Origin of the sequence: Granulicella arctica (genome assembly GCF_025685605.1) — a bacterium.
Classification (GTDB): Bacteria; Acidobacteriota; Terriglobia; order Terriglobales; family Acidobacteriaceae; genus Edaphobacter; species Edaphobacter arcticus.
In genome coordinates, this window is record NZ_JAGTUT010000001.1 from 807,441 (window position 1) to 825,839 (window position 18,399).

General features: G+C 57.7%; 17 protein-coding genes. 6 read left to right on the forward strand and 11 right to left on the reverse strand.

The annotated features are described in order from the left end of the window. Positions 1-79: 79 nt before the first annotated feature. Entirely contained in the window at positions 80-1,987 is a 1,908-nt protein-coding gene (gene dnaK, locus OHL20_RS03295; RefSeq protein WP_263381789.1) for a molecular chaperone DnaK, read from the reverse strand. 132 nt (positions 1,988-2,119) lie between these two features. Here dnaK and OHL20_RS03300 point away from each other — a divergent pair, with 132 nt between their 5' ends. The 5 genes from OHL20_RS03300 to OHL20_RS03320 all read left to right on the forward strand — a co-directional run bounded on the left by OHL20_RS03300 (position 2,120) and on the right by OHL20_RS03320 (position 7,506). Continuing rightward, positions 2,120-3,406, forward strand: coding sequence for an acyltransferase family protein (locus OHL20_RS03300; protein WP_263381790.1), 1,287 nt, complete (start codon positions 2,120-2,122; stop codon positions 3,404-3,406). A 40-nt stretch (positions 3,407-3,446) separates the two neighbouring features. Continuing rightward, positions 3,447-5,033: a DHA2 family efflux MFS transporter permease subunit gene (locus OHL20_RS03305; RefSeq protein WP_263381791.1), complete on the forward strand. Its 1,587-nt coding sequence runs from the start codon at positions 3,447-3,449 to the stop codon at positions 5,031-5,033. A 213-nt stretch (positions 5,034-5,246) separates the two neighbouring features. Beyond that, positions 5,247-5,609 (forward strand): VOC family protein, encoded by a 363-nt coding sequence (locus OHL20_RS03310; RefSeq protein ID WP_263381792.1) that lies wholly within the window; start codon positions 5,247-5,249, stop codon positions 5,607-5,609. Positions 5,610-5,742: 133 nt separating this feature from the next. After that, a complete protein-coding gene (locus tag OHL20_RS03315) occupies positions 5,743-6,204 on the forward strand; it encodes a hypothetical protein (RefSeq protein WP_263381793.1) in 462 nt (153 codons plus the stop codon). A gap of 141 nt (positions 6,205-6,345) precedes the next feature. Beyond that, entirely contained in the window at positions 6,346-7,506 is a 1,161-nt protein-coding gene (locus OHL20_RS03320; RefSeq protein ID WP_263381794.1) for a beta propeller repeat protein, read from the forward strand. A 738-nt stretch (positions 7,507-8,244) separates the two neighbouring features. On the opposite strand, the gene OHL20_RS03325 is transcribed toward OHL20_RS03320, so the two are convergent. From OHL20_RS03325 to OHL20_RS03365, 9 genes are all read right to left on the reverse strand, one after another. After that, on the reverse strand, positions 8,245-8,661 hold the full coding sequence (locus tag OHL20_RS03325; protein ID WP_263381795.1) for an ester cyclase: 417 nt from the start codon (positions 8,659-8,661) through the stop codon (positions 8,245-8,247). Between the two features lie 26 nt (positions 8,662-8,687). After that, complete coding sequence (locus tag OHL20_RS03330) at positions 8,688-9,728, reverse strand: type II secretion system protein (protein ID WP_263381796.1); 1,041 nt, start codon at positions 9,726-9,728, stop codon at positions 8,688-8,690. A gap of 6 nt (positions 9,729-9,734) precedes the next feature. Beyond that, a complete protein-coding gene (locus tag OHL20_RS03335; protein ID WP_263381797.1) occupies positions 9,735-10,367 on the reverse strand; it encodes a hypothetical protein in 633 nt (210 codons plus the stop codon). Further along, positions 10,364-11,038, reverse strand: coding sequence for a hypothetical protein (locus OHL20_RS03340; protein WP_263381798.1), 675 nt, complete (start codon positions 11,036-11,038; stop codon positions 10,364-10,366). The genes OHL20_RS03335 and OHL20_RS03340 overlap by 4 nt, the downstream gene beginning before the upstream one ends. Further along, entirely contained in the window at positions 11,035-11,763 is a 729-nt protein-coding gene (locus OHL20_RS03345; RefSeq protein WP_263381799.1) for a PilN domain-containing protein, read from the reverse strand. The genes OHL20_RS03340 and OHL20_RS03345 overlap by 4 nt, the downstream gene beginning before the upstream one ends. Continuing rightward, positions 11,763-12,875 (reverse strand): type IV pilus biogenesis protein PilM, encoded by a 1,113-nt coding sequence (locus OHL20_RS03350; RefSeq protein WP_263381800.1) that lies wholly within the window; start codon positions 12,873-12,875, stop codon positions 11,763-11,765. The genes OHL20_RS03345 and OHL20_RS03350 overlap by 1 nt, the downstream gene beginning before the upstream one ends. 32 nt (positions 12,876-12,907) lie before the next feature. Next, positions 12,908-14,542 (reverse strand): GspE/PulE family protein, encoded by a 1,635-nt coding sequence (locus OHL20_RS03355; RefSeq protein WP_263381801.1) that lies wholly within the window; start codon positions 14,540-14,542, stop codon positions 12,908-12,910. Positions 14,543-14,948: 406 nt separating this feature from the next. After that, positions 14,949-16,148: a type II secretion system F family protein gene (locus OHL20_RS03360; RefSeq protein WP_263381802.1), complete on the reverse strand. Its 1,200-nt coding sequence runs from the start codon at positions 16,146-16,148 to the stop codon at positions 14,949-14,951. Between the two features lie 127 nt (positions 16,149-16,275). Beyond that, the gene (locus OHL20_RS03365; RefSeq protein ID WP_263381803.1) at positions 16,276-16,659 is read right to left on the reverse strand and encodes a HesB/IscA family protein; all 384 of its coding nucleotides are present in this window, start codon (positions 16,657-16,659) and stop codon (positions 16,276-16,278) included. A gap of 343 nt (positions 16,660-17,002) precedes the next feature. Here OHL20_RS03365 and OHL20_RS03370 point away from each other — a divergent pair, with 343 nt between their 5' ends. Continuing rightward, positions 17,003-17,278 (forward strand): hypothetical protein, encoded by a 276-nt coding sequence (locus tag OHL20_RS03370; protein WP_263381804.1) that lies wholly within the window; start codon positions 17,003-17,005, stop codon positions 17,276-17,278. 44 nt (positions 17,279-17,322) lie between these two features. Here the strand turns inward: OHL20_RS03370 and OHL20_RS03375 are convergent, their stop codons facing one another. Then, positions 17,323-18,345, reverse strand: coding sequence for an aldo/keto reductase (locus OHL20_RS03375; protein WP_263381805.1), 1,023 nt, complete (start codon positions 18,343-18,345; stop codon positions 17,323-17,325). Between the last annotated feature and the right edge of the window lie 54 nt (positions 18,346-18,399).

Consider the following 18,399-nt stretch of genomic DNA (forward strand, 5'->3'; position numbering starts at 1 on the left):
AAAGGACGCGGTATACAGAAGGGCGCTCCATCAAATCTCCGGAGCGCCCTTCCTTGCTACTTGCTACCGTCCAGCCAACTTACTCTTTGACGTCGACATACTCGGCATCGATTACGCCCTCGTCCTTCTTGGGCTCCTCATGATGCTCAGCCGAAGCCGCACCATCTGCCGGAGGAGTGGCCGCAGCCGCCTTGTACATCGCCTCCGCCAGCTTGTGGCTCGCCGCCGTCAGCTTCTCCTTCGAAGCATTCAGCTCAGCCGCACTCGGAGTGCCAACCAGGGTCGACTTCGCCTCGGCAAGCGCGCTCTCAACCTCAGACTTGTCACCCTCGGCAACCTTATCGCCCGAGTCCTTCAGCATCTTCTCGACGTTGTAGACCAGCGAGTCCAGACCGTTGCGCGCCTCAACCGCGTCGCGCTGCTCCTTGTCCTCGGAAGCATGGGCTTCGGCATCCTTCGCCATCCGCTCCACCTCTTCCTTGCTCAGACCTGAAGAGCTCGTAATCGTGATCTTCTGGTCCTTGCCCGTCGCATTGTCCTTCGCCGTCACGTTCAGAATGCCGTTCGCGTCGATGTCGAAGGTGACCTCGATCTGCGGTACGCCACGCGGTGCCGTCGGAATTCCCGAGAGCTTGAACTTGCCAAGCGTCCGGTTCTGCGCCGCCATCGGCCGCTCACCCTGCAACACATGCACCTCAACCTCGGTCTGGTTATCCGCCGCCGTCGAGAACGTCTCCGTCTTCTTCGTCGGAATCGTCGTGTTGCGCGTGATCATGCCCGTAGCTACTCCACCCATTGTTTCAATGGATAGGGTAAGCGGGGTCACATCGAGCAGCAGCAGGTCCTTCACCTCGCCAGCAAGTACGCCAGCCTGGACCGCAGCACCGATCGCCACAACCTCGTCCGGGTTCACACCCTTGTTAGGCTCCTTACCGAAAAGCTCCTTCACCAGCTGCTGGATCTTCGGCATACGCGTCTGACCACCAACCAGTACGACCTCGTCGATCTTGCTTGCATCGATCCCGGCATCCTTCAGCGCCTGCTTCGACGGTCCAATCGACCGCTGCAGCAGATCGTCCACGAGGCTCTCGAGCTTGGCCCGCGTCAGGTTGCGAACCAGGTGCTTCGGTCCGCTCGCATCGGCAGTAATGAAGGGAAGGTTGATCTCCGACTCCTGCGCCGTCGACAACTCGATCTTTGCCTTCTCAGCAGCATCCTTCAGCCGCTGCAGCGCCATCTCGTTACCCTTCGAATGGAGGTCCAGTCCGGTCTCGTTCTTGAACTCCGAGATCAGCCACTCCACAATTCGCTGGTCGAGATTGTCGCCGCCAAGGTGCGTATCGCCATTGGTCGACTTCACCTCGATCACGCCCTCACCCACCTCAAGAATCGAGATATCGAAGGTACCGCCGCCGAAGTCGTAGACCGCAATCGTCTCGTCCTTCTTCTTGTCGAGTCCGTAAGCCAGTGCAGCAGCCGTCGGCTCGTTCACAATACGCTTCACATCCAGACCGGCAATCTTGCCCGCATCCTTGGTCGCCTGGCGCTGAGCGTCGTTGAAGTACGCCGGAACCGTGATAACCGCCTCGGTCACCGACTGGCCGAGATAATCCTCAGCAGCCTTCTTCAGCTTCTGCAGGATCATCGCCGAAACCTCAGGCGCCGTGTACTCCTTGCCCTGCGCCATCACGCCAACGTTGTCGCCTTTGGCCACAACCTTGTACGGCACCATCTTCATCTCGTCGCCTACTTCATTCAAGCGACGGCCCATAAAGCGCTTTACCGAGAAAACAGTGTTCTCCGGATTTGTAATCGCCTGACGCTTCGCTACCTGACCCACCAGGCGTTCGCCGCTCTTCGTAAAGGCAACGATCGATGGCGTAGTCCGGCCACCCTCTTCATTCGCAATGACCTTCGGCTCGCCGCCTTCCATCACGGCTACGCACGAATTCGTCGTGCCGAGGTCAATTCCAATAATCTTACCCATGTGCTATCCCCTGTCCGGGTTCTTCCCGGGTCATACTCTTGACTCACTCATCATCACATGTGAGTGACTTACTGTCAACCTATCTGATGCACGAAACAACAATGACGATTCCTGTCTTGCCAATCGCCACCGTTGACATCGGATTGTCGCCTTCGTTACCCTGAACCTACCTTCTCGGCTGGACCGGATCGTCATCTCAGCACGATCGGGGAGATTCCTATTACGCAACCTGGAAGCGGCCGTCACCACACCAACGCTTCGGTCCTGCTCGATCTCATCCGGGCTCTCGCAGCCCTCGTCGTCCTCTTCGAGCATTGGCGGAACTTCTTTTTCGTCGACTTCCACGAGGTCGTCACCCATCGCCTGCTTCTCTTCGTCCCCTACGTACTTAGTGCTGCCGGACACCAGGCAGTCATTATCTTCTTTGTTCTCAGCGGTTATCTCGTCGGTGGCAGCGTCTTCCGCATGCTCGAACGCGGCACTTGGACATGGACCACGTATCTCACCCACCGCCTGATCCGCCTCTGGGTCGTTCTCCTTCCGGGGCTCCTTCTCTGTTATTTCTGGGACTCTTTTGGAGTCCACCTCCACCTCGCGCCCGCCCTCTACGCCGGGGACGTGCCCAACCACATGCTTCCCCACACTCCCACCATCAAGTCTTTCTTCGAGAACCTCTTCTTCCTGCAAGGCATTCTCGGACCCCAGTTCGGCTCTGACGGCGCCCTCTGGAGTCTCGCCAACGAATTCTGGTACTACATCCTCTTCCCGCTGGGAGCGTTGGTCGTCTACCGTTCCTCCAAGATCCGAACCAGCACGGTAATGCGCGCCTCTTTCGCACTTGCCTTCGTCGCCATTGCCTGGCTCTTACGCGACACAGTTCTCTCCGGCTTTCCGATCTGGATGACGGGAGCGCTGCTCTACCGCCTGCCCACCCTCAAGCTGAGCACGCGTTATCGGGTTCTGGCTGCTGTCGTCTATGTACCGATCTTCTTCGCCCTGGCACACGTCAGCTTCATCACCGGCATTTCCTCCGACTACCTTCTCACCGTATTCACCTTCTTCTTTTTCTGGATCATCCTTTCCGCCACCGGACCAGCTACCCCCTCCCTCGCGGAACGAGCCACGCGAACCGTCGCCGGCTTCTCCTACACGCTCTACGTCGTACACATGCCATTTCTCCTGATCCTCACCGCCCTCGCCGCAGGTACGCAACGATGGGTCCCGGACCCACGACATGTAGGGATCGCCTCCAGCTTCCTGGTCCTCGCAATGGTCTATGCCTACACCATCGCCACACTGACCGAATTCCGCACCGACACATGGCGGCGAAAGTTCGAAACCTGGCTGAAGCGCCCAGCCCACCCAGCTTCTTTGCCCAGCCAATCCAGCTCCCCCACAGGTACATCCCGACTCCCATAGGCTGCCTCTAAGAGGGAAGCCCCTCGAGAGAGCCCTCCTCATGCCCGCAACCGCAACCGCGCCACCCGACCAGACCGCCGAAGTCACCAAGGGTGTAAACCCCTGGCTCATCGCCGCCGCCGTCATGCTCGCCACCTTCATGGAGGTTCTCGACACCTCCATCGCCGCCGTAGCCCTCCCCTACATCGCCGGCTCGCTCTCCGCCTCAAACGACGAGGCCACCTGGGTCCTCACCTCATACCTCGTCTCCAACGCCATCGTCCTGCCCATGTCGAACTGGATGTCCCTCCGCTTCGGCCGCAAGAAATACCTGATGTCCTGCGTAGCGGTCTTTACCGTAGCCTCCTTCGCCTGCGGTGCGGCACCCACCCTCGCCTTCATGCTCCTCGCCCGCGTCATCCAGGGAGCAGGCGGCGGAGCCCTCCAGCCCATCTCGCAAGCCATCCTTTTAGAGTCCTTCCCACCCGCCAAACGCGGAGCCGCCATGGCCGTCTTCGCCCTCGGAGTCGTCGTCGCCCCCGTCCTCGGCCCCACCCTCGGCGGCTGGCTCACCGACACCTACTCCTGGCGCTACGCCTTCTACATCAACATTCCCATCGGGATCATGGCGCTCTTCATGATCAACACCTTCATCCACGATCCCGGCTACATCAAGAACGCCAAGGTGCCGAAGTTCGACAACATCGGCCTCGGCACCCTCGTCGTCTGGACCGGCTGCCTCCAGGTCGTTCTCGACAAAGGTCAGGAGGACGACTGGTTCGGAGCCGTCTGGATCCGTTGGGCCGTCTTCTTCCTCGTCACCAGCTTCATCTGGTTCGTCTATCACTCGTGGACCAAGAAAGACCCGCTCGTCGACCTCAAGGTCTTCAAAGACCGCAACTTCCTCGTCGGCGCGAGCCTTATCTTCCTCTTCGGCGTAGCCATCTACTCCACCACCACCGTCCTGCCCCTCTTCTACCAGGAACTCCTCGGCTATACCGCCTTCACCGCCGGCATCGCCGTAGCTCCCCGCGGCCTTGGAGCCATCTGCGGCATGCCCGTCATCGGCTTCCTGTCGAACAAAGTCGATCCCCGCTACCTCCTCACCTTTGGCTTCGGCCTCTTTGGCTTCACCACTCTTTACTTCGGCAACATCACCCTCAATATCTCCCCCACCACCCTCCTCCTGCCCATCCTCCTCACCGGCTTCGCCCTCTCCTTCGTCTTCGTTCCCATCAGCACCGCCGCCTACGGAACCCTCGACAACAAGCAGATCGGCAACGCCTCTGGCGTCTTCAACCTCATGCGCAACGTAGGTGGATCCATCGGCATCTCCATCGCCCAGACCCTCCTTACCCGCCGTGCCGCCGTCCACCAGAACGAGATCATCAACTCCGTCCCCGTCACCGGCCAGCAGTTCCAAAGCGCCCTCCAGGCCACCCAGCAATCCCTCGCCAGCTACTACGGCAAAGTCAACACCATGGCCCCAGCCCAGGGCTCCCTCTACCAGCAACTGGGCCGACAAGCCTCGAACTGGGCCTTCGTCGATGTCTTCCGCTGGCTCTCACTCCTCTGCTTCCTCTGCGTCGCCGTAGTCTGGGCCTTCAAGAAAGTAAAGCCCGGCAAAGCCCCCGAAGGCGCCCACTGAGCTGACTGCCCTCCGTTAGCCACCCGAAACGTCCGGGTGCCCCATCTCCCGACTCCGGGAGGTGGGAAGGTACAAAGCTGCCCGCCCGCCTTGCCGTTCTTTGCCCTGCACAAAAGGAACCCGCGTCTGCCGTAAGCCCTTCCCCAAATTTCTCAAGACAAACCCCACTCCATCCAGTACCGTATTCGCGAAGCAAATTCCGGAGGAACCACCATGGCAAACCCCTTCGTTCACCTCGAACTCAACACGCCCGACGCCCCCGCAGCCAAAGACTTCTACACTAAACTCTTCGGCTGGACCTTCCAGGAGCACAACATGGGCGACGGCATGACCTACAACTCCTTCTCCACCGACAAAGGACCCGGAGGAGGCATCTTCACCGTGCCCGAAGCCCCCACCGACTGGCTCCCCTACGTCGGTGTTGAAGACATTAAAGTCGCCACCGACAAAGCCGTCTCTCTCGGCGCAACCCTCATCAAAGGCCCCCATCAGGTCCCCAACATGGGTTGGTTCAGCATCCTCGCCGACCCCACAGGAGCCACCATCGCCATCTGGGAACCAACCTCCCAGGCCTGATCGAAAAAGGCCACCAGACTCGCCACCACCAAAGAGCACCCCACTCCCTTACCGTCTGACCGCGAAGGAGTGGGGCTCTCCGCAAGCCCCGCCGCTCTCCCTCGCCAATCCAGCACACTCTTTGAAAACAACGATGGCCGTCCCCCTCTTTGTAGCCCAGCTCGTCACCACTCTCTTTATGACCGGCCTTATCTGGTTCGTCCAGATCGTCCACTACCCCCTCTTCGCCGAGATAGGCCCCTACCAACTCACCCGCTACGAAAATCTGCACGCCACGCGAACCTCCTGGGTCGTCTTTCCACCCATGCTCATCGAACTCCTCACCACCTTCGCCGCCCTCTACCCTCCACTGCGCCCCGCTTTCCTCACCTCGCACCAGGCGATCGCCCTGGCCGCGCTCATCCTCATCATCTGGATCACCACCGCCATCGGCCATGTCCCCCTCCACACCAAAATAGGTCACTCCGAAGCCATCCGCTCCAGGCAATCCGATGTCCCGCTCATCAGCCTCCTCGTCCGCCTCAACTGGCTCCGCACCCTCGCCTGGACCACCCGCACCATCATCCTCACCACTGCCCTGCTGCATACGCTGTAAGCCAACCCCTTTCTTTGTCATTCCTAAAGGGAATCTGCGTTTTGCACGCCATCCATCAAACAACACCAGTAGCAAATCGCGCTGTCTTCAAATCCGTAGCATCCACCTGATCGGTGTTAAGCCTCCGTACTGCCCAGATCGGTGTCATCCGCACGGATCGGTGTTAAGCCTCTCCTCCAACCCGCCTCAACACCCCGCTACACTAACCTCATGCGCCTCCTCGGTCTCCTCCTGCTAGCCGTAACCGCCACCGCCCAGGCTCAATGGGATATCGAAGACCAGCCAACCACCGCCGACCTGCGCGGCGTCATCAACACCGGCGGCGGAGCCGTCTGGGCCAGCGGCACCCACGGCACCGTAGTCCGCTCCGAGGACGGCGGCTACCTCTGGCAAGCCTGCTCCATCCCACCCGGAGCCGAGAAACTCGACTTCCGCGGCATCCAGGCATGGGACGAGAACACCGCCATCGTCATGTCCTCCGGCAAAGGCGACCTCTCCCGCCTCTACAAAACCACCGACGGCTGCAAATCATGGAAGCTCGTCTTCACCAACCCAGACAAAGAAGGTTTTTGGGACGCCATCCTGAAGGTGACCAGCAAACAGCTATACCTTATGGGCGACCCAGTAGACGGAAAGTTTGCCATGTTCTACTCCGACGACACAGGAAACATCTGGTCCATCGCCGACGACCCCGGCCTCGACGCGCCCAAAGATGCCGGAGCCTTCGCCGCCAGCAACAGCTCCCTCACCATCTCAGTCCCCTACCTTTTCTTTGGAACCGGCGGCGCCGATGCACCCCGTGTCTTCCACAGCGCTGCAAAATGCACCGTCGGCCAGACCGATGGAAGCTGCCCCATAGCCTGGACCAGCACCCCTGTACCTCTCGCCTCAGGCAGTGCGGCCGCAGGTGTCTTCTCCCTCGCGACCCGCACCACCACCAACATGGCTGGTAAGAGCAAATCCATCATCATCGCCGTAGGAGGAATCTACGACAAACCTGACGCCACAGCTGGCACGTCCGCAACCTCAACTGACGGGGGCCTCACATGGATTCCGGCGACTACACCACCCCACGGCTACCGATCTGCCGTCGCCTACAACGCAAATCGCCAAATCCTCATCACCGTAGGCCCCAACGGCACCGACATCTCCACCGACGACGGCAAAAACTGGCGCCCCCTCAAACCCCTCCCCGGCCAGGAACCCGACTGCGACCAGCACTGGAACGCCCTCTCCTACCCCTTCGTCGTAGGCCCCAAAGGTCGCATAGGCCGACTCAACACCAACGCCCTCCCCAAGTAGCCCCGGCAACCCACCCATAATTGTCATCCTGAGCGAAGTCGAAGGACCTGCGACGGCACTTGCCTCTGCCTCTCTAACTCACATCCCCAAAAGAACCCGCATGCCTTTTCAGCCTAGGGAAACCCTGATTCAGTCCCGTCTCGTTAAGGGCACGGCTTCAGCCGTGCCACACGCTCAGTCATTAAAGCGCGGCTTTAGCCGCTGAGGTACGTCTTCCGTTCCCTATCCGAATGATCGCCAACCGCGTCTGGTCAGAACTTCGTAACCTCGAAAAATGCGGCGTCTCCCTGAGGGCCGCAGGCCCGCTCGATACTAGCCTGGGGGCAACTCCCCAAGTACCAGATTAGCAATCACGCAAGCACTGAAAGCCCGCTCCATAGAAACAGCCCAAGCATCCAGACGGCCCAAGAGAAAGTCGAACAATTTGACAATTTCGTACTCCCGGATGGATGCAAGTCAACGAATAACCCGAAGAGGTCCAGACTCCACCCAGACAAGTCCAGATCTAAGTACATTGTTTACAAGACTTTGGACTTGGAATGAAAAAATAAATGCAACTCTACACCGCCAGAGCCGCAAAATGTGAACCTCGCACGCTCTGCCAAAAACAAAAGTCGAACAACTTGACAATCTAAGACCTCACAGAGGCCCACTAACCCAAAAAGGTCTGGACCTGCGATAAGCAGGTCCAGACCTAAGTCCATTGTTTTGTTAGACCTTACACTCTAGACGAAAAAATCAAGCGACCACATCCGCCCCAAGCTGCTGCAAAATCCCCAACTGGTCCGAACTTCCCCACCGCTCCACAATCTTTCCATCCACAAAGCGAGCAATCTGCATGCCACGCGCCGAAATCTCCCGACCGGTAGGCGGAATTCCCATGAACACCCCGCGATGAGTCCCCGTTACCGTGTAGGCAATCGAGATATTATCCTCATCGGCAACAGCATGTTCAACATCGATCTTAAGGTCCGGAAAGGCCTCGCGGAACTCCGTAAAGAAGGCAATGAAACCCTCAGGTCCCGGCCCCTGCGTAGGGGCTGGATCGTGGTCAATCACATCCGCTGACATCAACTGCTTGATTGCACCCAGGTTGCCGCTGTTCACAGCTGCACCGAACTTCTCTTGCGTCTCCATATTCACTTGCTGGCTCATGTTCTCTCCTGGCCAGTAAGATGCGCTTACTGAGGCGTCGGAGTAGGCGTCGAGCTCCCAAAACTTCCCGGCCCGGACGAGCTCCCCGACCCAAATCCGGAGGTCGAACCAGCACCGGTCCCGTTGATTCCAGGCGTCGTCGACCCGCCAATCCCAGGACTCGTAGCACTCGACCCAAACCCCGAAGCGCTCGACGAAGCAGGCCCCCCACCCAGCAGACTGGCCTTGGCCTTCAAAGCCTCGATCCGAGGATCGTAGATGAACTCCCACGTTGGGTAGGTCGTCTGCTCATTCAAAGTCACGATCGAGGTCCCCGTAGCAGCACTGCCAACCCCCATGATCGGCGCTCCAGTCCCTGTAAAGCTTGTGGCCGACTGGCTGCTGATCCCGCTCGCCCCACCCGTCCCGGAACCAATCCCAGACCCCGTCCCACCCGTCCCCGACTGCCCCGAAGACCCAAACGAAGACGACCCGAACGAAGACCCCGAGGACCCTGAAGAAGATCCAAACGAGGATCCTGAACTCCCCGACGAGCCTCCAAACGAAGACCCGGAGCTTCCCGAAGAAGACCCGAACGACGAGCCCCCAAACGAAGAGCCCGATCCCGCAGTCGATCCAGCCGCCCCAGCCCCGACACTCCCGCTTGAAGCCATTCCAGCAGCGCTTCCCAACCCGCCGCTCGAACCAGCAAGCCCGCCCAGCGGCTGGCCGAAGAAGCCCTTCACCGTCGTCTTCGCCTCACCCACATGGATCAGCTTCCAGTCAGGCTTTCCAGTCATCGGATCGACAAAGCGCTGCCGGAGGAAGCGGACGTTATTCGACTTCTCAAGCTGCTCAATGGACCCCGGATAGTGTTGATTCTTCTTGTAATACCGGCGCACTGCCTGCACATATTCGTTCCCGCGATGGATCGACTCGACCTCCCGATCACGCCGCAACTGCTTCGCCATACGCGGTGCAGCAATGCCAAGCACCAGCAGGATGAGGAAGATCGCCACAATCAGGCCGACGAGCATAAAGCCCTCCTCCTGCTTTCGCGAACCCGACTTGATCATCATTACGGTCATAGAGACTCAGTTCATCTGAAGAGGAAGTGTCTGGCGATTACTGTTCGCTATGTCTTCAACCACAATCGAGCGAGCATCCATGCTGATCACCCGGTACTTCCGTTGCACAATGTCGCCCGGCGAGACAAGGAACACGTCCTCGCCATGCAGCAGAAAGGCAAGCTTGACACCCTTTGAATTCGTCTCGACCCCAAAGAACTTCAGGTCAATCGGCGCCGGGGGCGGAGGCCCAACAGGCCCCGTCCGAACCGGAGCGATCAGGTCAGGCGTCCTAACCTTCGCCAGCAGCTTCGCAGCCGCGACCGTGGGAGCCGAATTCGCCGAGAAGATATTGCGGCCATTTCCCGAATACACAAGCGACTCCGTCACCAGCATCGCCTCCATGTGCAAGGTCGGGTCGAGCTGAGCCTCTGTCGTTAGGGGAGCCTTGGACGAGACCCCAACCGTGTTGCCAGTCGAGGGTACCTTTCGGGCTGCCGCAGCACCCGTCACTGGCGCAGAGGTCGCTACGACCGGAGCAGCCGGTGCATTTGCCGGCACATCCGGCGTGCTCAATTGCGAGTACAGAAAGTATCCGGCAATCAGCACAAATACCGCAAGAATGCTGTAGTTCCGTCGATCCTGTGGACTGAGGTTCATTGCGGCACCTCGCTTCCATCAGTCACAGCGGCAGCAGCGTCGTCGATCGAAACCACCTTCGCACTGGTCTCATTTCCAACTGGAGCCCGCAAATACGTCGTCAGCTTGATACGCAGATTGACCGTCCCGCTTTGCTGCCCATTCAGCGTAACGCCGCTGATCAGAAAGAACAGGCGATCCCGCTCCAGGCTATTCATAAAGACGACCAGCGGGCGATACTCACCAACCAGGCTGGCATCGATGCGCCGCTGCGTCACGGCTCCCACAGCCCCAGCAAGCACCGGCGCTTCTCCGTATTGGACCCGGCTCAGCTTCACACCCTGCTTCTTGGCAAGCGCGCCAAGCTCTGCAATCACCTGCGAATCAGCGAAAGGCAACCGCTGCTGGTAGAAGCTGTCCGCATTTGCAGTAGCCCGCACAAGCTTTCCATCCAGACCACGAAGTGGTTGAGCAGCCTGTTCTGCCGTGTTCATCTGTTTAGTCTGCTGAGCAATCGCGGCAGCGTCCTGGGTGCGCGCCGACTGCCACGCGAACGCCATGTGCACCAGCAGGTAGAGATTGACCAGCGCCAGCAAAGCTACTCCGGCAAAGTGCAGGTTGAGAATGGTGACGAATGTCTGCATCCGCTTGGTCACACGCTGGTGCGTTCCCGCGATGGCCTGGCTCATCATCGCCCTCCCCTTCGCAGAGACGGGTTGGTCACAGCACTTCCGCGCGGGGTGGTCACCGTCCCCGCTACAGATCCTGGCTTTACGGTAGTCACAGCCAGAGTGGGCAGCGGGTTGTAGCCGCTGATGATGTCGAACTCGACGCCAGGAGGACCAACAGGTGCCGTCACGGTCGTCGCCACTCCTCGCGGGCCGCCAGCCAATCCGCCACCGGAATCCTGCGTCTGCGCCGCCTCGTTGCTCAACCGAGGTGCCAGGAAACGGTGCGAGGTTTCGAGATTTCTGACCAATTGAACGGCCCGGTCACGCTCGCCGCTCACACGAAGTCGAATCAGCACCTCGCCCTCCGGCGTAATCGAAGGGTCGATACTCGTGACCTGCACACCCGCTGGCAGAACCTTTTCGAGGTCCATCATCACCGCTGTCCAGCTAAAGCTCTTTTTTACGAACAACTCGTTCAAAAACTGTGACCGTTCCAGCACGGACATATTTTGAGGCTGGTGCATGCGTCCTTCGTTCGAGCGCCGCTCCTGCTCAAAAGCAGCGGTCCTCGCACGGAGCGCATCCATGCGAACCTGCGCGTCATGCGCTTTGGCGTTCAGCAGGTGCAGCCCTAGACCGAGTCCGACTGCAAGGAGAGCCAGCGCGCCCATTGCGAGTCGAAGCCGCGCAAAGAGCGGCCGAAGTTCCACAAAGGGACGTGTTGCAAGATTGATTGCTATCCGCATCAGCTCTTCAACGCTCCCCGAATGCCGGCGAGCCAGCCTCGCGGGACACTTCCCGTTACGGTTGAATCGATCATCTCCGGGCTGACTATCTCGCGCACGCGCATCTCCTGTCCGCCAAATCCAGCCTCACGCAACATATACCCAAGCCGCTCCGCATCTGTAACGCCGGCAGAGACGATGGTGCCCGGCGGTAGTCCAAGGGTGTCTTCAAAATAGGCAGCGGCTACACTGACCGCCTGTGTCACCTCGCGCGAACCAGAGGTGTGTGCCAACTCGCGAAGCTCCTCACGAACACCCTGCAGCACTGCATTCGATTCCGATTGCACCGCCTCGCGTGCCGCTTCGGCAGAAACACCCACGCCCACCGGCTGCTGCAATGCCCACTCCTCGATCGAATTGTCATGGTCAACCAGGGGAAGCGAAACCATCGGCTCGACATAAGTCTCTTCTGTCGTCATATCGACGGAGCGATGCAGCAACAACACGCCACCCTGAACGATCGCGGTCGTCACGCCCTTGGGCCCGGCATTGACGACCAGTGTTGCAGATTCAGAAACATCCAGGCCGGCCAGCACAGCAAGCGTGCTCGGAATCACAGCGCCAGGCTCAAATCCTGCTTCCCGGACAACTGCCTCATACTCGCGAAGGACCTCGCGAGGCATCGCCACCGCAACAACGCGGACGATGGCCTTGCCCGTAGACATAACCTGGTAGCTGATCGCAGCGTCTTCTGCGTCAAACGGCAGCATCTTCTTCAATCGAAAACGGACGACCGGTAAAGCCTCTGCAAGTTTGCCTGGAAGCGAGTCAAAGTCCAGAAGGAGAACCCGAACTGAGGCATCTGGAACGATGAGCGTTACCTCGCGCCCGCGGCCATTCGTCTTATCCGCCACAGCTTCAAGCGCCTTCCGGAGAGCCGCAGCCACCACACTGCTGCTGGCCACGTTGCCGGGCTTCAATCCTGCGACAATTGCCCCATCAGCGAAGTTGGCCCGTGACACGGCTAGAAGGATCGCGGCGGCATCAGCAGCGCGAGCCGCTACTACACCTTCCGCGCGAATCTCTACAGCGAGACGGGGGCGTGTCCCCAGGGTTGTCGGTAAAAATTCCATGCCGTCCTAGACTAACCGTTCCCCTTCATTTCCTATCGCCCAGCCTCGATGAATGTAACCTTGTTAATCTCTTTCAGGGTAGTCACGCCCTCGCGAACCCGGTCGATCGCAGAATCGCGCAGGAACGCCATGCCTTTGTCCTTTGCCTTCTTGCGGATCTCACTTCCAGGCTTTTTAGCCAGAAGCATCTCGCGGATCTCGTCGTCCAACTCCAACAATTCATGAATCGCCGATCTCCCCCGAAAGCCCGTTCCGCCGCACTCCATACAGCCGGTCCCCTCGCGAAAGGCAAAACCCTGCCACTCTGACGGGTCCAGCCCATTCAACTCCAACTCAGCATCGGTGTAGTGAACCTCGCGCACGCAAAACTCACATACCGTTCGAACCAGCCGCTGGGCAAGGATGCAATTCAAAGCGGAGACGAAGTTGTAGGGCTCGACACCCATGTTCAGGAAGCGGCCCAAAACGTCGACGACGTTATTGGCATGCACCGTGGTAAAGACCAGGTGGCCTGTGAGCGCGGAGTTGATGGCGATCTGTGCGGTCTCAGCGTCACGGATCTCACCGACGAGAATCTTGTCCGGGTCGTGGCGCAGAATTGAGCGCAAACCACGCGCGAAGGTCAGCCCTTTTTTTTCGTTTACGGGAATCTGGGTAATGCCGCGGATCTGGTATTCGACCGGATCCTCGATCGTGATGATCTTGTCTTCCTCGCTCTTTATCTCATTCAGCGCGGCGTAGAGGGTCGTCGTCTTGCCGGAGCCAGTCGGGCCTGTAACAAGCACCATCCCATAGGGCTCCTTGATGTAACGGCGGAAACGGACAAGGTCTTTTTCCGCGAAGCCAACCACATCAAGCGATAGCTTGGTGAACTTCTCCGACATTGACTCTTTATCAAGGACGCGGAGCACAGCGTTCTCCCCATGCACGGTAGGCATAATAGACACGCGGAAGTCGATCAGCCGGCCTTTGTAGCGAACACGGAAACGACCGTCCTGCGGGACTCGACGCTCGGCAATGTCGAGTTCGCTCATAACCTTGATGCGAGAGATGATCGTCTGATGATGCTCGCGGGCGATGGGTGCCATAGCCTGCTGGAGCACACCGTCGATGCGGTACTTGACCAGGAGCGAGTCGTCAAACGTTTCCAAATGAATATCCGACGCGCGACGCTCCAGAGCAGTAAAAATCGTCGTGTCCACGAGCCGGATGATTGGTGAAATGTCATCTTCGCCGGTGAGGCGCTCGATCGAGATGTTCTCATCTGGATTGTCTTCGCTCGAAAGCACGTCAAAGGCAAGCCCCTCGCTTGCCTCGTCCAAGACCCGCTGGGACTGTTCGGTCTTCTTCAGGAGGTCCGTAATTTGCGAGAGGGTCGCGACGCGCGTTACCAGTCGCTGGCCCAGCAGTCCCGATATCTCGTCCAACACCATTAGCTTCGAAGGATCTGAGACGGCGATCGCAAGCCGGCCTTCGAACTGTTCCAGTGGAACAAAGTTGTACCGGAACATCATGTCGACCGGAACGCTCTTGAAGAGATCGTGCTGAATTTTGAAGTTCTTCAAGTCGACAAACTCCGCATGGTAGCGTCGCGCTAATCCCTGCGCACGCTCAATCTCGTCCGTGCCCATTTCACTTAGCGGTATCGCCATCGGAACATTTGCCATGCCTGTAAGACTCCCCTCTTTCCAACTCGTCACAATGAAAATCCGGACACTTCCACGTCAAATCGAAACCAGGACACCGACCTTAGTTGTAGTCCATCAGCCAGCCATGCGGAGTGGAAAGCTTCCAATGTGCGGGAAACATTGCCCCAATGTGGTCATCATACTGTCAGGAGTTCTGGACGCCATCTGGGCAACGAATCTATTCTCCCGCCTATGAGAGCTACTTTGCTACCGCCGCACCTTCGATGCTGGTGGGAAGACGCCCAGCCCACTTCGACCGAGCCAACCTTCGTTCATTTATTCTGGCACCTGTTGGTGCCCTTTTTGAGAGGGACGACTCAAGTAGAGTGCGGTCATCCATGAGAGCGAAGGAGTTAAGTGCTGCGCTGGAAGGAGTGATGGTAGATCACTGGCTGGTTCCACCTGCACTCAGGCTGAAGATCGGCAGATACAAGGCAATCAGAATCGTGACCACCACGCCGCCCATAACGATGAGTATCAGCGGTTCGATGAGACTCATTGCGGCGGTGAGATTTGTCTGCACGTCCTCCTCAAAGAACTCCGCTACGGAGTTCAACATCTGCGGCAGGGCACCCGTGCTCTCGCCAACCTCAATCATTTCAATGGCTAGTTCTGGAAATACCTTTGTAGCCTGAAGGCTGACCGAAAGCCCTTTACCCTCGCGAACCGTTTCAACGGAGCGATAGACCGCATTGCTGATTTGTTTGGAATCAATCGATCGAGCCGCTGTTTCCAGTGAAGGAACCAGGGGAAGCCCGCCGGTCAGGAGTGTTGAGAGGGTTCGGGAAAAGAGTCCTACCTGATACTTGAGCCAGACATTTCCAAAGATCGGAAGCGCGATCCTGATGCGGTCCAGCGTGGTCGATCCTGCGTCCGTCTTCGACCAGCGGTATAACAGATACCCCGCGATGATAAGAACAATACCCACATAGATCCCATCTTTCTGCGCATAACGTCCCAGATCCAGCAGGAAGACGGTCAATCCAGGTAGCTTCGTCCCGAGCTGATCATAAAGCTGGGCAAATCGCGGCACTACGAACGTGATCAGGAAGATGAAGAGCGCGATCACCATTACGACCAGCAGTGCAGGGTAGATTAGGCTGGCTTTAAGTTTTTTCCTGAAGGTAAGTGAGACCCGTTGGAAGTCGAGGAAGCGCTGCAAAACCTCCTCGAGATTTCCTGACCGTTCCCCTGCGAGCAGAGTTGTCGTGTACACAACCGGGAAGCCCCCTTGCGCTTCAAAAGCTGAAGATATCGACTCTCCTGTCTTAACGCGAGAGCTGACATTCTCAAGTTGGGCACGAAATTCGGGCGCTTTTTGGCGCCGAGCCAGCAGTTCGAGCGAGCCAAGGATCGGCAACCCTGCGCGGATCAATGTCAGAAATTGCTGATTGAAGATAAGAAAATTCTCGAGTTTGACCTTCTTTTTACCCGTTCCTCCGAGAGATCCCTTGGATTTGACTGAATAGACGTAATAGCCAGCCTGAATAAATCGTGCCCGCAGTTCGTCTGCCGTCGCCGCGGCATGAGATTGCTCCTGAACTCGTCCACGTTCGTCCGCCAGCTTGATTACAAACTCTGCCATAGCTTCCTAGTCGATCGACTTCGCCCTGCTTCTGTTCATCTTAGACGTTTGTGCGTACATTTTGCCGCAGACGCAGAAACGCCCCGCGTACCCGCGGGGCGTCCTAACATCGATTCGGAATCTCGGACTATACGCTAAAAGACGAACCGCACCCACAGGTACTCTTAACCGCTGCATTTTCAAACTTGAAGCCCGCCGCTTCAAGTGTTTCCACGTAATCGACAGTGCAATTGCTGAGGTACATTGCGGATGTTGCGTCTACAAACACCTTGAGATCGTCAAACTTGATCACTTTATCCATCATGCCACTCTGATTCTCGAATGACATGGAGTACTGAAAGCCGGAGCATCCGCCGCCTACCACACCAATCCGAAGACCAGCCGGTTTGGGATCCTGTGTGGACATGATCTCCCTCACCTTGACGATCGCAGCAGGGGTGAGTGTCACTGGAGTCGAAGCTGAAGCGGCTGTCACGACTTCAGCAGTGGGGGTAACAGTGGCGGTGGCCATGGTAAATCTCCTTATCAACCGTGCTTTGTCTAGTGTATGCCCACCAAACGGTGACAGCAAGACCATTAGGGAATAGATGCGGTCCCCCACCCTCACGATGCAGCAGTTAACTTGAGACTGGTTACTCGATTCGGCCGCAAGCATGATGAAGGTAAAAAAATCCTAGTTATCGGCAGAAAATTCCAGCTTTAGTAACTTTATTTACCAAAAAGTTTGATCTTTGGTAACTTTTGGCATTAGAAACTTCTAATCTAATGCAACCCCATTTAGCTTTCTCGCATACACGTTTCCGCAAACTCGCTGCTCTCCAGTGAGTTGTGCGTGTAGCTAATTGGAGTTCGACATGACGATGCTTCCTATCCTCTACGCAGCTTGGGCTACATTCGCTGTACTGCTGTTCACGCTTCTCGTCTACCGCAGCACATTAACACGGTACGAAGACGATAAGTTGTTTCTGGATGGCCTCGATACGTACGGCCAAAACTTGCAAACTGAGATAGTCCGTAAAGTTAACCGCATGGCTCCTATCGTTCATACCATTGGCATCGCTACAGGGGCCGTAACCGTCGGCATTGTCGGCGTGCATGTATACAGAGCAATCCTCGTTTTGCAATCCTAGATCGGGCTTGCAAAGTTGTTCGACCTCCGGGGCGGCGAGTGACCTCAGCGCTCGCTGTCAAGATGTGCCATGGAATGCTTGTCATAGCGAGCGCCAGCAACCTGTTCTCCGGGAATTGCTGCTTCCAGCTTTTTCATTTCTTCAGGTGCCAGATGAATGGTCGCCGCCTCAATGGCTTCCGTTACCTGAGCTACCGTGCGGCAGCCGAGCACCGGTACGATGTCTGAACCTTGTGCGAGCACCCATGCGATCGCCATCTTCACTACAGTAGAACCGCGTTCTTCCGCTATCTCCCTCAATGCACTAACGAGAGCCTCATTTTTGCTGAGGTTGGTTCCGGTAAAACGTGGCAGAAACTTTCTGAAATCTCCTCTTGCTTGAGGTTTCGACCCGCTGAGCAGGCCGCGTGAGAGCACCCCGTAGGCGGTCACTCCGACGGCGAGTTCACGAAGACCTGGAAGGATCGATGCTTCGATACCACGTGTGGCAATGCCATACTCGATCTGCATGTCACAAATAGGAGTGACCCCCAAGGCGCGGCGCACTGTGGAAATGCTCACCTCAGAGAGTCCGACGTATCGGACGTACCCCTGCTTTACCATCTCTGCGATCGCGCCAACCGTATCTTCTATGGGGACAGAGTCGTCCAGCCGAGCGGGTCTATATATATCGATATGATCCACGCCGAGCTTACTTAAGCTTTGCGCCAGAGCGTTTTTGACCGTGATCGGACGGCAGTCCGCGCCAAGCCACGTACCATTTGGGGCGCGCATCGCTCCGAACTTGACGGACAGCTGCACCCTCTCGCGGCTCGATGGCGCCATCTCACTGAGAGCCCTCTGAAGAAGCAATTCGTTCTGGCCCATACCGTAGAAATCGCCTGTGTCGAAGAGCGTTATCCCAAAATCTACGGCAGCATGGATCGCTCGAATGCTTTCAGCCTCATCGCTCTCACCATAAAGTGCCGCCTTCCCCATACCCATGCAGCCAATCGCTAAGGGGAAGACCTTGAGCCCGGCACTGCCGAGTCGGCGATCTGGTATTCCGTTGATACTCTGAATGGTCATGGCACTCTCACCTGCCATCCTATTCTGCGAACACCCCAGGAAAGAAGCCGAGTA